The following is a 14,630-nucleotide window of genomic DNA, read 5'->3' on the forward strand; positions in this document are numbered from 1 at the left end:
TAGGTGTGATTAATTAACCACATCATAATTTAAAAACAGGATTTTTATTCTGATTGAAGACTTCAATTGTCTGGTCTTCATAAGTAACATTTAATGTTAAATCATCAGTTACTTCACCGACAACATTAGCCTCTATTGAATATTTTGCCAAATACTCTTTAATAAAGTCACATTTATCTTCAGGAGCCGTAAAAACAAATCCAGAACCTGGGTATGATTTTAACCAGTCAGCCCAATCCATATTTTCATTTTTTGGAATATCCAAGAGGTTGACATTTGCTCCCTTGCCAGATGTTTCCAGAAGCATTTCCAAGGTTCCCAAAATTCCTGGATTTGAAATATCCTTGCCCGCCTTAACATAATCATGTTCGGCCAAATACTGAACTGCTGTAATTTGATCCTGAACCAGTTTAGCATCTTTATCATAAGTGGTATCCCAGTTTAGGCTAAACATTTCATGAGGCTTACCATCCAGATCAATAGCTACAATAACTTTATCTCCAGTTTTCGCATCAAAACTAGTAATTAACTTATCTTTTTGTGCAATTCCAACAATTGCCACACCTACAGAATCACAACCACCATCAGGATGTAGGTGTCCTCCAACCATCGGAACACCAAATTTTAAACAACCGTCCTTTATTCCAGTCAGTAAATCTTCATAAATCTCATCATGATTAATTGACATTATATTAACCATGGCCAGTGGCTTTCCGCCCATTGCAGCAATATCATTTACATTTACAAGAACTGAACAGTACCCTGCCCAATATGGATTGACATTCATAATTTGCCCCCATATTCCATCAGCAGCAATCAGCATGACCTGATTGTTCCCAATATCAACAGCAGATGCGTCGTCACCTATATCAATAATAACATCACCGGAAACATTATATGCTTCACTTAAAAGATTTATTACATTATCTATAGAGCTTTTACGTGTAACCCCTTCAAATTCCTGCACTTCTTTCATGAGTTTTTCAAAGTCTAAAATAAACCCCACTTCCTTAAATTTTATTAATTTTATATTTAATATTTCTATTATTTATTATTTCAATAATTTTATTTTCCAAATCAGTGATTGATTTAAATTCATTTGAGTTAATTAATTCCTTTTTATTGTTGAAAATTACTTTATGAATTTCTCCACCAATAATATCATCGTTTCCACTTTCAACTTCAAAAATTAAGGAATTTTTAGATTTGAATCCGTCTTCAACTACTTTATCCAAATCTCCGTCTGTAATACCTATGATTGGAATATTAAAACGATATAAAATATCTGATGCAATCAATGTGGTATCATCACCAATTGTAATTACCACAGAAGAATCTCTGAACTGATAAACATCCTCCCCGGCATGATCAAGAAATGCTACTTTAAAATCCTTTGAAACATCACTGTCTAAAACCCTTGGAGTCACTTTTGCTTTTCTTAAAAGTCCTGTTTTTACTATGGCAGTTTTTAAATCAATAGAGCCCAGTTTTTCAACACCATGTTCCTTTATCCTGCCACCAACAATATCGACTATCTGATTGTCCTTTGAAACCAGAACAAGTTTGTCTGATGTTGATTTTCCAATGACAACACCATTGACCATAATGTTTTCACCAGGACTGACTCCGTGAATAGTACGTCTTTGCCGGCTTTTTTCATCATCTTTAATGTGGGTTTCATAGATTTCTTCAGGCGTTACGATGTTTAAATCTAGTTTATTAGCAAACTCCTCGGCCAAATCGCTTTTAACTGCCCAGTTAATGATGCTGCCATCTTCTTCACCAGGCCTTTCAATCTGAATAATCGGAATATTGTTTTCATCAATCTTATTTTTATAGTGATTATATACTTTATAGCCAAAAACCTGACCAGTAGTGGAAGATTTACCATAATTTAAAAGGAATATGATATCTGAACCATTATCATGAAAAATTTTTAAGGAATCGCTTGGAACAAGTTTTTTTGAAATGTCAATGACATCCTCCAAAGACGAATCAATAACCGCAGTACGGCCCATTGTTCCACCAAGCCTTGCAGAAACGTCCCCATATTCACTTATTAAATCAATTAATTTTAATGCATACCCCGAATCAATAATATTGGGACCGTGGACAACTACACCAATTTTCATTTAGCCACCTTAATTCTCTTTTTAAATATTTTAGATCCGCAAACATCACAATCATCAAAAGGATAATCCTCATCAAATTCCTTTTTACATCCCTGACAGACCTTTTTCCAATTGTATATTTCTTTAATTCCTTCAGTTATAATTCCAGAATATGGAATATTCATTATTTTTAAAGTATTTTGAATCGTATAATCATCACTGATAACTTTTACAGATTTACCCTCATCCATAAGCATCAATGCCAAAGCTATTATCTTTTTATCCGGAACTGAAAGTCTTAAAATGTCTCCGGATTTGGATATGATTTCATCTGTTTTATCAATATAATCCTTTGTAACATCCTGCACTATTAATATACCGTCATCAACTGCACTATCATAGAGCAATCTTGATTCAAAATCCTTAATTTCTGCAGTGATTTCGGGAACAGTGAAATTATTTTTTGATACTGGTTTAAAACCATTAATGAATGCTGAAGCATCTAAAACATAATAAATTTCCATGAATATACTTTAACTTAACAGTTTATAATATTTTTTGAAAATTGATTTAAACCCAATCATAATCAGAAACAGCCACATAATTTTTTTTACTTAGATGAAATTTTTAATTGTAATATATGTAGTATTTCACAATTCTTCATCCCTCATTATCATGATAAAATCATTTTAAACCATCGTTAAATTAATTATCCCACCATTATACATAAGATTTTCACCCAATATTCCGGTAATATTCATAGAATATTCACCAAATTTTCATATATTTATATTAATTTGATGGAAAAAATGTAATAGTAGGAACATATTTCCATAGAACATGAATAATATCTAAAAAAAGAAAAAAATTAATGCTGTGATAAAATGATTTTAGAGAAAAATTATATTGAAAAGGACATGTTATTTATTGTCAAATCAGAAATCAGGTTAAAAATACTAACGGAACTGAATGATGAACCTCAAACAATTAAAGACATTGTAAATAAGACAAATATTGCATATTCCTCCGTTTCAAACAATATGAATAAATTGGAATACAAAAACCATGTTACTAAAGAAAACAGAGTTTATACAATGACCCCCATGACAAAACTATATTTTAACCAGCTTATGGAATTTAAAAAAAGCGTTGATGTGATAAAAAATTTTGACAGTCTATGGTACAAACATGACATAAATAACATCAATACTGAGCTGATTAAAAATATTACTGAGTTATATGAATCAAAATTGATAGAAACTGACCCTATTGATATTTACAAAACTCACAACAATATCAAGAAACAGCTGGAAAATTCCAAAAATATTAGGGGAATTCTGCCCTACATACATCCGGATTATCCAAAATTAATTGAAAACATAATGCAAAATGATGGAAAAATTGAATTGATAATGGGAAAGGATATCTATAAAGGATTAATATCCCAGATAGATAAGGATTTAAAGAACAGATGCATAAAAAACTCTTCTTTAAAAATTCATATCCTAAAAGAAAAATTAGATATATACCTGTTAATCTGCGATGAATCAATGAATTTGGGATTATTTAAAACTGACGGAAGTTACGATCAAAATAGAATTCTAAATTCAAATACTCCCGAATCAGTTAAATGGGCAAATGACTTATTTGAAACGATGAAAATGAAAGTGATTTAAATGACTGCGGATACTGCTAAAAATAACAATACACAGGAATTCAAAAATGTCAAATACCTTTTAACATCATCAATGAGAACATTAATCCTAGTGGTATTATATGATAATAAAAAAAACCTTAATGAAATCAGAAATGAATTGCAAAAGCCTTCAGCAACCATATTGCATGGCTTAAAAGAACTTGAAGAAAATAATTTAATCAAAAAAGATAGAAAATACTACGAATTAACATCAAACGGATATTTGCTTGCAACAAATGTAATAAAATTGATTGAAAACTGGCATTCAATTGAAAAAAATAAACTTTTCTGGAATAACCACGATTTAAGCGGAATTCCAGAAAATTTTTTAAACAAGTTATATCTTTTAAAGGATGCTCAGTTCATTTCATCAACGACAAGTGATTTATCAAATGCTTTCAACAAATACGTTGAGTTAATATCAACGTCAAATGAATTGACAATAATACTACCAATATATTCAGAAAATCATTTCAAATATTTGATAAAACAATTGAAAAACAATGAAATAACACAATTGACAATATTAATCAATACTAAAATACTACAAACCATGAAACAAAGCAGATATCTGAAAAAATCTTTGATTGAGAATGAAAATGTAAGAATAATTGAAACAGAAAAAAATCTTAAAATATTCTTAACCTACTCCCCTGATTTTATGGCACTGACATTATTTTTTAAAGATAATCACTATGATGACTCACAAATTATCATAGCTACAGATAAAAGTGCAATAAAGTGGAGTAAGGAACTTTTCAAACATTATATGGAAAGTGATAATAATGAGAGAAAAGAATAAAACGATAATAGCTTTGGAAATGATTCTCTTACAGAGAAAAGGTGGAAAAACATCAGCCAGAATAATAGAGCAAATACTAGAAAGGCCATATAATCCAAATCAAATGTCTAATATACTAAATATTAGTTACAACACGGCATATCGTCATTTTCAGATAATGTTAAAACACCATATAGTCGAAAAAAGCGAGGTAAAATATGGCGCCTGTTATTCTGCAACCAAATCACTGTTAAATGAAAAGGAGGAATTTTATCGAATTAAAGAGTTAATTTAAATATCAATTAAATATAAACTATTATAAAGTAAAAATTCAGGTGATTGAATGGGAAGTAAAACAACGAAAGAACATCAAAATGAATCCTCTTCAGATATATCCTGCGCCATCATTACATTAAGTGATAGCAGAAGCAAAAAGGAGGATTTATCCGGAGATTATATAGAAAAAGAAATTGAAAAAAGATATATCTTAAAATCTAGATGCATCATCAAAGACGAAAAGGATGATCTTTTAAAGGCCATTGAAGAAATGGCTGATGAAGGTATTGATGTCATATTAACTAATGGAGGAACTGGCCTTAGTGATAGAGACATCACTGTAGAAACAGTTGAAGAGTTATTCGACAAAAAAATTGATGGATTTGGTGAAATATTTAGAAATCAATCATATATCGAAATTGGTTCAGGAGCACTGCTTTCACGTGCAACTGCAGGTGTTTATAAAAAATGTTGCATATTTTCCATGCCAGGGTCACCTAATGCAGTTAAAACAGCTTTAAAAATAATTATTGATGAACTACCACACATCGTTCATCATGCCAAAAAATAAAATAATTTTAGATGGATTCAACATCCATCATTTTTTTTAATCATTTGCTGAATGCCGCAATTACAATACCTGGAGTAACATATGCTTCGATAACTGCTGCAATCAATAAAAAAATCACAGTCAATATCAGTGAAAAAAGAATGTCTTTTAGAATATAAGAATCTGAAACAGCTTCTTTAAAACTTCTTTTTTTAATAACATCAATTTCCAATTTTGTAATTAAAAATGCACCAGTTAATGTGAAAACACTTCCTCCCAAATATTCAAAGATGAAATGAGGAATAATTGACAAACAAGCAAAATAAAAATCGCCACCGAATGGTACGCCAATAGCTACAGCATTAAATATTATTAGCAACACTGAAATTATTGAAAATAAAAATCCACCAATAAAAATCATTAAATCAACTGATAAATTATGGATGAATAATCCTATAGCACCACCACTAACTTCAGAAAAAGGGATTGACACATTACTTTTACTCAATTCTTTAGTAATACTGCCATAATTATCTCCAGTCTGAATATTACCCACAATAATACCAATGACGAAAAATACTAGAAAAATTGCCAAAGCGACCAGTATCACTTTTTTATTTCTAGAAAAATATCCTTTTATATACTCTTTTGTGAAAATTTCAACCATTAGAACTCATCCACTTTAATTAAAGGTTCTAAGACAATTCCTTCTTTTTCAAATGCTTCACTAGCACCTTCTTGTCTGTCCACAACAACAAAAGCTCTTGTTACATTGCCGCCATTTTCCTGAATGGCTTTAATAGCTTTAAGCAAAGATCCTCCAGTTGTTGTTACATCTTCAACGACAATGACATTATCTCCAGAGTTTAACTCCCCTTCAATTAATTTAGAGGTGCCGTAACCTTTCTTTTCTTTTCTAATCATTAATAATGGAATTTTACTTTCAAGAGATACTGCAGTTGCAATTGGAACTGCACCTAAAGCAGGTCCTGCAACTTTATCAACATTATCTTCTGCAATCAGTTCTGTGATTAATTTAGCAATTGATGATAATATTTCAGGCTCTGTAATAGCTTTTTTCATATTAATATAGTAATCGCTTTTTTTACCTGAAGATAATGTGAAATCCCCTTTAAGGAAAACTTCATTTTCTTTTAATAATTGGATTAAATGTTCTTTAGATGTCATTATATATCATCATCACTTTTAAGTAAAACTTTATCTCCCACAGTTTTTACCAATTCTACAGGAATAACATTTTCACTATCGCGAAGTTGTTCTGAAATTCCTATTTTTTTAATTACCAAATCTGTAATTTCAAAGCTATCTTCATCAAAGATAATTTCTTGAACTTTACCGATAATTTTTATGTTACCATCCAAAACTTCCTTGTTGAATAATTCTTTAGTTCTCATTAAATCACCTATTATACAATATTATTAAATTATTAATTTAAATAGTTTAGTTTTGTAGAAATTTTTCAATCCAAAATGCTAATAAATACTTAACAGTATCGCCCCGACAATATTGCAAAAATGAATTGGCCAATTTATAAGCATTATCTTTTTTAAGAATACCTTTTTTCACATCATCAACCAGGTTTAAAATTGAAGAGGTAACGGCAATATTTTCCTGAATTTTTGAATCAATTTTTAGCTGTGAAATAAAGCTATGTTTATCTTGATTTATGCTATCATAAAATTCATTGATATCCAATTTATATCTATTTAATAATACCAAAACATTAGATTGTGAACTTGCAGTAATCCACACTTGCTTTTTAATTGCTACATGTATAGATTCAACTATACTTTTGCCAATCAGTTCACCTAATTTGGAATGTTTTCCAGCATTTGTTATTGAATTACCTGAATCCAAATTAGAAGCAATAATCAGTCCATCAGTACCAGTACCAGTTGCAAAATTATTTGAAAACTGAGAAGGAATTTTTAAATTATTCAATGCAACAGATTTAGCTTCACTAGCTACCATAAAAGCTTCAGCCAAGACATTATCATCAAGTTTTGAATTGATAAGTAAAATTGTATTAATTGTTCCAAAGTTAAACTCACCGTTTTCCTCATAATATGAGGCATCATCCCCCGCACAAACCGCATTTACACGAACACCTGCCGTTGTAACGGCCGTGACTTCTAGCTGCTTATACTTTTTAGTAACAATAGATAAATTCTTCATCAAAGCAAGAGTAACAAGACCTGTTGATTTTAAAGGATCAAAATTATAATTACTGCACAGTTTAACCAGATATTCATCCAAATCATGATTTTCCAAATAATCAATATTGTCCTGAGACAAATGATGATTGAAAACAAAATCTAAATCATTTTGAATTCCACCATTTAAAACAGAAGTAGAAAGAGTATTTCTTTTATTGAAAAATTTAATAAAAATCGAATCTTTAAAATAATACACTTCATCAGATGTTGAAGTTTTAAAAATAAGTCTATTATTTGACATAAATAAAAAAAGAAAAAGATGTAAATTAAATTTACATCATTGGAGGCATACCGCCCATACCAGGGTCCATTGGCATATCTTCAGCGCCACCAGAGGATGCAATTACATCATCAATTCTTAAAATCATTTCAGCTGCTTCAGATGCAGATTGGATAGCTTGTTTTTTGACACGTTTAGGTTCAATTACACCAGCTTCTTTCATATCTGCTACTTCACCAGTGAATACATCTAATCCCATGTAAGGACTGTCTTCTTGAGCAGCTCTTAAATCTACTAAAGAGTCAATGCTGTCTAAACCTGCATTTTCAGCTAAAGTTTTAGGTACAATTTCTAAAGCTTCTGCAAATGCATTTACAGCTAATTGTTCTCTTCCAGAAATGGATTCAGCATAATCTTTGAGTTGTTTAGCCATAGCGATTTCAGGTGCACCTCCACCAGCTACAACTTGGTCATCTTCAACAGTAGCTGCTACTACACCGATTGCGTCTTCAATAGCTCTTACGATTTCATCAACGATGTGTTTGGTACTACCTCTTACGAATAAAGTTACGGATTTAGCTGCACTACATTCTTCAACAAAGATCATTTCATCGCCGGAGATTTTTCTTTCTTCAACAGTTCCAGCTTGACCTAAGTCTTCAGGAGTTAAATCATCTAAATTGGTAACAACAGTTGCACCAGTAGCTCTGGATAATTTTTCAATGTCTGATTTTTTAACTCTTCTTACAGCCATAATATCGGATTTAGCTAAATAGTGTTGTGCTAAGTCATCGATACCTTTTTGTGCGAATACTACATTAGCTCCAGAATCAGCTATTTTTTGAACCATTTCTTTAATCATGTTTTCTTCTTTTTCAATGAATGCTTGCATTTGAGCAGGGTCAGTAATTCTGATTTCAGCATCCATTTCGGTTTCTTTAGCTTCAATTGGAGAGTTAATAAGAGCGATTTTTGCATCTTTGATTTCAGATGGCATACCCGGATGTACTCTTTCTTTGTCAACAATTACTCCTTCAACTAAGTTGGATTCTTCTACAACAGCACCATCTTTTTTCTCAATTTTAATATTATCAGTGTCAACTACATTTCCATCAGCAACTTTTTGTACTGATTCAACGATTAATTTTGCTAATGGTTCACGTGCTGCTTCAGTTCCTTTACCAGTCATAGCAGTCATAGCTACTTTAGTTAAAGTGTCGGTATCAACTTTATCAATTGCAATTTGGTCTAAGATTGCTTGAGCTTTTTCAGCTGCTTTTCTGTATCCCATTGCAATGATAGTTGGGTGAATATCTGAATCTAATAAACTTTCTGATTTTTTTAATAATTCACCAGCAATAATAACTGCAGTAGTAGTTCCGTCTCCAACTTCGTCTTCTTGGGTTTTTGCTACTTCTACGAGCATTTTTGCTGCAGGATGTTCAATATCCATTTCTTTTAATATTGTTACACCATCGTTAGTTACTACAATGTCTCCAAGACCATCAACTAACATTTTGTCCATTCCTTTTGGACCTAAAGTAGTTCTTACAGTTTCAGCTAATACTTTACCAGCTAAAATGTTATTTCTTTGTGCGTCTCTACCGATGGATCTGTTAGTTCCTTCAGGTAAAATAAAAATTGGTTGTCCACCTTGTGCCATTTAATCACCTTTTTTTAATTTTATAAATAATTAGATCAGTTTAGTTATCAACATGAAAAAATAAGTTATATTGTTGAATAAACCTTTCTACATATAACATGAGTTTAAGGTTATATAAATACTTTACTATTTAGTAAATTTTGGTAAGAAAAACATTTCATAAAAAAAGATTATAAATGATTTCAAAGAATTTTTTTAATTTAGAAATAAAATAAAAATAAGGGAGATTCGAAAATCAAATAATTATCGAACACTCCCAAAATATTTAAATTGGAAATCAGAATTTATTACAATTATTTTAAATTCATGAATAAATCCAAAACAAAATATTAAAAGATAAAAACAATAACTACAATATATTAATATAGGAAAAAATTTAATGTAATGTAAAAAAAAATATATTTTGGCATTAGAAAAATTAAAACTTATCAGAAGGTTTTAATCAACACAAAAAAATATGATTTAAATGATTAACAGATTGAAAAACATTAGCCTAACCCAATGGATGCTAATATCCATGTTTTTAGGATTGATTGTAGGATTAACCTTAAACTTATATGTTAAAGACCCATTTATTAAAAACACTATCTTAATGGACCATATATTTTATATTGGAGGTAATGGATTCATTAAATTAATTAGAATGATGGTTATACCCCTTGTTTTTTGTTCCCTAGTTGTAGGGGTCTCTTCAATTTCGGATATGAAAAAATTAACCAGAATTGGAGGGAGTACCATTGCCCTTTATCTAATAACAACAGCCATAGCAGTAATAATAGCAATAATAATATCAAACATATTGCAACCAGGTTCCGGTTTAACTTTTACCAATTCCGAGCCAATTAACAATGCAACCATTAACCAGACATTCGCGGACACATTGTTAAATATAATTCCCGAAAATATTATTGGGTCATTAGCTGAAGGAGAAATGGTTCCCATAATTATTTTTGCGGTACTGATAGGTATATTTTTAACAAAATTCAAAGATGAAACCAAAAATATTAAACATGTTTTTGATGAAGCCAATAAACTCTTTATGGAAATGACGGGTTTTATAATGAAATTTGCCCCAATTGGAATTTTCTGTTTGATAGCAAAAACTTTCGGTTCCCTGGGATTTGATGTAATCATTCCATTACTTTCATTTATTGGATGTGTAATCGTATGTCTGGCCATTCAAATGTTTGTGGTATATCCTATAATTCTAGTCGCCATAACAAGACTAAACCCAATAATATTCTACAAGAAATTTTTCCCAGTTATGCTATTTGCATTTAATTCATGTTCTTCCAATGCGACAATACCAATTAATTTAGAAAAATTATATGAATTAGGTGTCAGTAATGAGGTTTCATCTTTTTCCATCCCGTTGGGAGCTACGATTAATATGGATGGAACTTCAATTTTCCAAGTATGTGCAGTGATGTTCACAGCTCAGGTCTTTGGTATTCATTTCGGACTTGACATGATGCTTTTAATAGTCATGACCATTATGTTAATTTCCATTGGAACTCCAGGCGTTCCAAGTGCTGGGGTTATTACTTTAAACACAGTAATGGCTTCTGTAGGTTTACCATTAACTACAGTTGGCCTTTTCTTTGGAATAGATCATATTGTAAATATGTTTAGAATTGTTTCCAACGTTGTCGGCGATGCAATATGTACAATATGTGTTTCATTTAAAAATAATTATCTGGATACTGACATTTATAACGGAAAAAAATCCCCACCATACAATAAATTCGAAAATTAAAAATAATAGAGATTGGGGAAAAATTGATGAATAAAAATATAAAAAAAGAATAGATAAAAAAATATTTATCTATGTTGTTTTTTCTCTAATTTGAAAGGAGGAGTTCTTTCGATAGTTTCATATGAATCCTGTTCTTCTTGAAGCTCATTGAAGAATGCGTTAATTTCTTCCAACCTTTTAATTTTATCGTTTTTGCGGATTAATTCATTTTGAAGGTTGATGAATTCTTCACGTGAAACAGTTTGCTCTTTCAAATATTTGAGTTCATTATCTTTTGCGGTAATCTCATTTTGAAGTTTGTTTTGTAAATCAACATAATCTGACTTAGGAACACTTTGTTCTTTAAAATATTTTAATTCACTATCACGAACAGAGATTTCACTTTCCAGATAATTTTGAAGACTTACATATTCATCACGAGGAATAGAATTTTCTTTTAATGCATTGATTTCATTATCCATTGCAGCAACTTCATTTTCTAATAATTTTTTAAGATTCATATAATCTTGTTTTGGGATAGATTGTTCTTTTAATGTAGTAATCTCATTATCCATAGCTGCAACTTCATTTTCAAATTGGGATTGTAAATTTTCATAATCTTGTTTTGGGATAGTTTGTTCTTTTAATAATGCCATTTGATTATCAATTGCAGTAATTTCATTTTCTTTTTGCTGAAGTTCCCTATTTTTTAACTCTAATTGCTTTTCAAGTTCCATTATTTCCTGTTGAGCGCCAGCATCATTTTCCAATTTGATAACTTGAATCTTATACTCATCAATGGTTCTTGAAAGATTATTGATTTGGGCTTCTTTTTCAGCAACACTCTTATATGATTCATTTAATCTTTCATTAACTTCAGCCAATTCATTCTTCTTATAATCCTTTAACTGTTCTGCAAAATAAGTTTTAATTTCATCTAAAGAATTATTTACATAATCAAGTTCATAAATTCTATCTTCTTGATTTTTAATTAATAAATCTTTTTCATCTAATTGACCTTTGAGTTGATTAACTTCTTCTTCTGCTTTAAATTTAATAACAGAAACTTCTTTTTCTTTGTCAACAATATCCTGTTCGAGCTCTCGAATTCGTGAAGCAGAGTTATCATTGGCTTTTTCTACTTCCATTTGTGTTAAATCGAATTTAAGTTTATTAAGCTCTAATAAACAAGATCTGACTAAAGACTGTAAAGTCTCTTTTTCAGTATCTATTCCATTTACCATTTCTATCCCTTAACTTAAAATTTATCTCAATATTGAAATTTGCATATAATTAATTTTTAAATTTAAAAATTATGATATACACTATAATATATTTATCTAATATTTAATATTGATGTCATACTATTTAAATTAAACCCTTAAATTAACCAAAAATAGAAACTAAAAAGATATAGAAACCAGTTAAAAAATATAGAAAAAAATAGAAAAAATAAAAAAAATAAATGAGTTAAATTAAAGTATTTTATCATTAATTAACTCTGCATTTAATACTGATGCTCCAGCAGCACCACGAATAGTATTATGTCCAACAAGAACATATTTTAAACTATTATCAAAAGCTTGGTCTTTTCTTAATCTACCAACACTAACAGACATACCATTGCCCGCATTTCTATCCATTCTTGGCTGAGGCCTGTCTATTTCTTCTTTGATAATAACTGGATTTTCAGGTGCTGAGAATAAATTTAATTCTTGAGGAAGAGCTTTGAAATTTGCCATTTTTTCTTTCACATCATCAATGTCAAAGTCATCACCCAACTCAATAAATACTGCCTCAGTATGACCATCAATAACAGGAACCCTATGACATGAAGCACTTAATTTGAAATCAGCATCGTTAACTTTTTCACCGTCAAAAGTCCCCAATAAGTGCAAAGTTTCAGATTCCATCTTTTCTTCTTCACTGCCGATATATGGAACAAGATTATCAACAATAGCCATTGATGGAACACCATTATAACCCGCACCGGAAACTGCTTGCATGGTTGATACCCTGATTGATTTAATATTAAAATTATCAACTATAGGTTTTAATGATAATGTTAAAGCAATAGTAGAACAATTAGGATTGGTAACAATAAATCCATCCCAGTTATTTTCCTTCTGCTGAGCATCAATCATGTCTAAATACTCAGGATTAACTTCAGGAATTACTAAAGGAATATTTTTCTTCATCCTATGAGCACTTGCATTACTTGCAACAACATAATCTTTTGCAAAATCCTTTTCGACTTTAGCTGCAAATTCAGTAGGAAGTGATGAAAATACAATATCCACATCATTATCCATTTCTTCAGGATTAGTTTCACATACAATTATATCTTTTACAGATTCAGGCATAGCATCATCAAGATACCAAGTAGTAGCATCCTCATATCTTTTACCTGCAGAACGTGAAGAAGCTGCAAGAGCAGTGAGTTCAAAATCAGGATGATTATCCAATAATTGGATAAATCTTTGACCAACCATTCCTGTAGCACCAAGTACACCAACATTTACCATAAAATCACCTATTCTAATCCTAAAACATCATTCATACTACTTACAACACCTTTTTCGGCAGTAGGAACGTATCTTATTGCTCTAATTACACCAGCAATGAAAACTTCCCTGGTATGAGCCTGATGTTTAACTTCCAATCTTTCACCATCACCAACAAACATTACTGTGTGGTCACCAACAATATCTCCACCACGGATAGCATGAACACCTATTTCTTCAGGAGTTCTTTTACCGACTAAACCATGTCTTCCATAAACTCCAACCTCTTCAGGATCACGTTCAAGTGCCTCTGCAATTACTTCAAATGCAGTCATTGCTGTTCCGGACGGAGCATCTTTTTTCTGATTGTGGTGGGCTTCAATAATTTCAATATCAAAATCATATAATAATGGAGCTAATTTCTTTAAAGTATTGAAAAATACATTTACTCCAATTGCCATATTTGATGAAATTACTGCACCAACATTATTATCTTCAACATTTTTAATATTAGATGCCATTTGTTCTTCTGAAAAACCAGTTGTTCCAACAACTATATTAACACCACATGCAGTGGCAGTTTTTATAGTTTCAACCGCAGCATGTGCAATAGTGAAATCAACCAATACATCAGGTTTAGTTTCTTTTAAAGTTTCTTCTAATTTTTCAGCACCAACAATTTTAACACCCAAATCCCCAACACCAGCTTTAAGACCAGCATCCTGTCCTTCTAAAGGAGTATTAGGAATTTCAATAGCTGCAACAACTTCCATGTCATCTTGCTCAGTTACTTTTCTGATAATACCGGAGCCCATTCTTCCAGCAGCTCCAGTTACTGCTACTTTAATCATTTAAAC

General features: G+C 30.8%; 16 protein-coding genes. 5 read left to right on the forward strand and 11 right to left on the reverse strand.

Translation table 11 applies throughout. From position 1 onward, the window contains the following. Window positions 1-22: 22 nt before the first annotated feature. The 3 genes from ACKI5C_RS01705 to ACKI5C_RS01715 are packed head-to-tail and all read right to left on the reverse strand — an operon-like array spanning window position 23 to window position 2,635. Window positions 23-976 carry a methanogenesis marker 2 protein gene (locus tag ACKI5C_RS01705; RefSeq protein ID WP_407431403.1) on the reverse strand — a complete coding sequence of 318 codons (954 nt, stop codon included), beginning with the start codon at window positions 974-976 and terminating at the stop codon, window positions 23-25. Between the two features lie 34 nt (window positions 977-1,010). Continuing rightward, window positions 1,011-2,132, reverse strand: coding sequence for a DUF2117 domain-containing protein (locus tag ACKI5C_RS01710; protein WP_407431405.1), 1,122 nt, complete (start codon window positions 2,130-2,132; stop codon window positions 1,011-1,013). After that, window positions 2,129-2,635 (reverse strand): type II toxin-antitoxin system VapC family toxin, encoded by a 507-nt coding sequence (locus ACKI5C_RS01715; RefSeq protein WP_407431407.1) that lies wholly within the window; start codon window positions 2,633-2,635, stop codon window positions 2,129-2,131. The genes ACKI5C_RS01710 and ACKI5C_RS01715 overlap by 4 nt, the downstream gene beginning before the upstream one ends. Window positions 2,636-2,995: 360 nt before the next feature. Here ACKI5C_RS01715 and ACKI5C_RS01720 point away from each other — a divergent pair, with 360 nt between their 5' ends. Genes ACKI5C_RS01720 through ACKI5C_RS01735 form a run of 4 tightly spaced genes read left to right on the forward strand, consistent with a single transcriptional unit; the run spans window position 2,996 to window position 5,435 of the window. Continuing rightward, window positions 2,996-3,787 carry a helix-turn-helix transcriptional regulator gene (locus ACKI5C_RS01720; protein WP_407431409.1) on the forward strand — a complete coding sequence of 264 codons (792 nt, stop codon included), beginning with the start codon at window positions 2,996-2,998 and terminating at the stop codon, window positions 3,785-3,787. Continuing rightward, a complete protein-coding gene (locus ACKI5C_RS01725; protein WP_407431411.1) occupies window positions 3,788-4,609 on the forward strand; it encodes a helix-turn-helix transcriptional regulator in 822 nt (273 codons plus the stop codon). Next, on the forward strand, window positions 4,593-4,883 hold the full coding sequence (locus ACKI5C_RS01730) for a winged helix-turn-helix domain-containing protein (protein WP_407431413.1): 291 nt from the start codon (window positions 4,593-4,595) through the stop codon (window positions 4,881-4,883). The genes ACKI5C_RS01725 and ACKI5C_RS01730 overlap by 17 nt, the downstream gene beginning before the upstream one ends. 48 nt (window positions 4,884-4,931) lie before the next feature. Further along, complete coding sequence (locus ACKI5C_RS01735) at window positions 4,932-5,435, forward strand: molybdenum cofactor biosynthesis protein B (protein WP_407431415.1); 504 nt, start codon at window positions 4,932-4,934, stop codon at window positions 5,433-5,435. Between the two features lie 40 nt (window positions 5,436-5,475). Here the strand turns inward: ACKI5C_RS01735 and ACKI5C_RS01740 are convergent, their stop codons facing one another. Genes ACKI5C_RS01740 through thsA form a run of 5 tightly spaced genes read right to left on the reverse strand, consistent with a single transcriptional unit; the run spans window position 5,476 to window position 9,534 of the window. Then, window positions 5,476-6,081, reverse strand: a complete 606-nt coding sequence (locus tag ACKI5C_RS01740) for a stage II sporulation protein M (RefSeq protein ID WP_407431417.1) — start codon at window positions 6,079-6,081, stop codon at window positions 5,476-5,478. Continuing rightward, on the reverse strand, window positions 6,081-6,602 hold the full coding sequence (pyrE, locus tag ACKI5C_RS01745; RefSeq protein ID WP_407431419.1) for an orotate phosphoribosyltransferase: 522 nt from the start codon (window positions 6,600-6,602) through the stop codon (window positions 6,081-6,083). Before pyrE ends, ACKI5C_RS01740 begins: the two co-directional genes overlap by 1 nt. After that, the gene (locus ACKI5C_RS01750) at window positions 6,602-6,829 is read right to left on the reverse strand and encodes a PRC-barrel domain-containing protein (protein ID WP_296795661.1); all 228 of its coding nucleotides are present in this window, start codon (window positions 6,827-6,829) and stop codon (window positions 6,602-6,604) included. Before ACKI5C_RS01750 ends, pyrE begins: the two co-directional genes overlap by 1 nt. Window positions 6,830-6,875: 46 nt before the next feature. Continuing rightward, the gene (locus ACKI5C_RS01755) at window positions 6,876-7,892 is read right to left on the reverse strand and encodes an adenosylcobinamide amidohydrolase (RefSeq protein WP_407431421.1); all 1,017 of its coding nucleotides are present in this window, start codon (window positions 7,890-7,892) and stop codon (window positions 6,876-6,878) included. A gap of 31 nt (window positions 7,893-7,923) precedes the next feature. Beyond that, the gene (gene thsA / locus ACKI5C_RS01760) at window positions 7,924-9,534 is read right to left on the reverse strand and encodes a thermosome subunit alpha (RefSeq protein ID WP_407431423.1); all 1,611 of its coding nucleotides are present in this window, start codon (window positions 9,532-9,534) and stop codon (window positions 7,924-7,926) included. 466 nt (window positions 9,535-10,000) lie between these two features. On the opposite strand from thsA, the gene ACKI5C_RS01765 reads away from it, so the two are divergent. Beyond that, complete coding sequence (locus ACKI5C_RS01765) at window positions 10,001-11,290, forward strand: dicarboxylate/amino acid:cation symporter (protein WP_407431425.1); 1,290 nt, start codon at window positions 10,001-10,003, stop codon at window positions 11,288-11,290. A gap of 65 nt (window positions 11,291-11,355) precedes the next feature. Here the strand turns inward: ACKI5C_RS01765 and ACKI5C_RS01770 are convergent, their stop codons facing one another. The 3 genes from ACKI5C_RS01770 to dapB all read right to left on the reverse strand — a co-directional run bounded on the left by ACKI5C_RS01770 (window position 11,356) and on the right by dapB (window position 14,624). Further along, window positions 11,356-12,513 (reverse strand): hypothetical protein, encoded by a 1,158-nt coding sequence (locus ACKI5C_RS01770; protein ID WP_407431427.1) that lies wholly within the window; start codon window positions 12,511-12,513, stop codon window positions 11,356-11,358. Between the two features lie 231 nt (window positions 12,514-12,744). Further along, window positions 12,745-13,794 carry an aspartate-semialdehyde dehydrogenase gene (asd, locus tag ACKI5C_RS01775; protein ID WP_407431429.1) on the reverse strand — a complete coding sequence of 350 codons (1,050 nt, stop codon included), beginning with the start codon at window positions 13,792-13,794 and terminating at the stop codon, window positions 12,745-12,747. A gap of 8 nt (window positions 13,795-13,802) precedes the next feature. Then, window positions 13,803-14,624, reverse strand: a complete 822-nt coding sequence (gene dapB, locus ACKI5C_RS01780; RefSeq protein ID WP_407431431.1) for a 4-hydroxy-tetrahydrodipicolinate reductase — start codon at window positions 14,622-14,624, stop codon at window positions 13,803-13,805. Window positions 14,625-14,630 lie beyond the last annotated feature (6 nt).

Source organism: Methanobrevibacter sp., from assembly GCF_045646045.1.
Classification (GTDB): Archaea; Methanobacteriota; Methanobacteria; order Methanobacteriales; family Methanobacteriaceae; genus Methanocatella.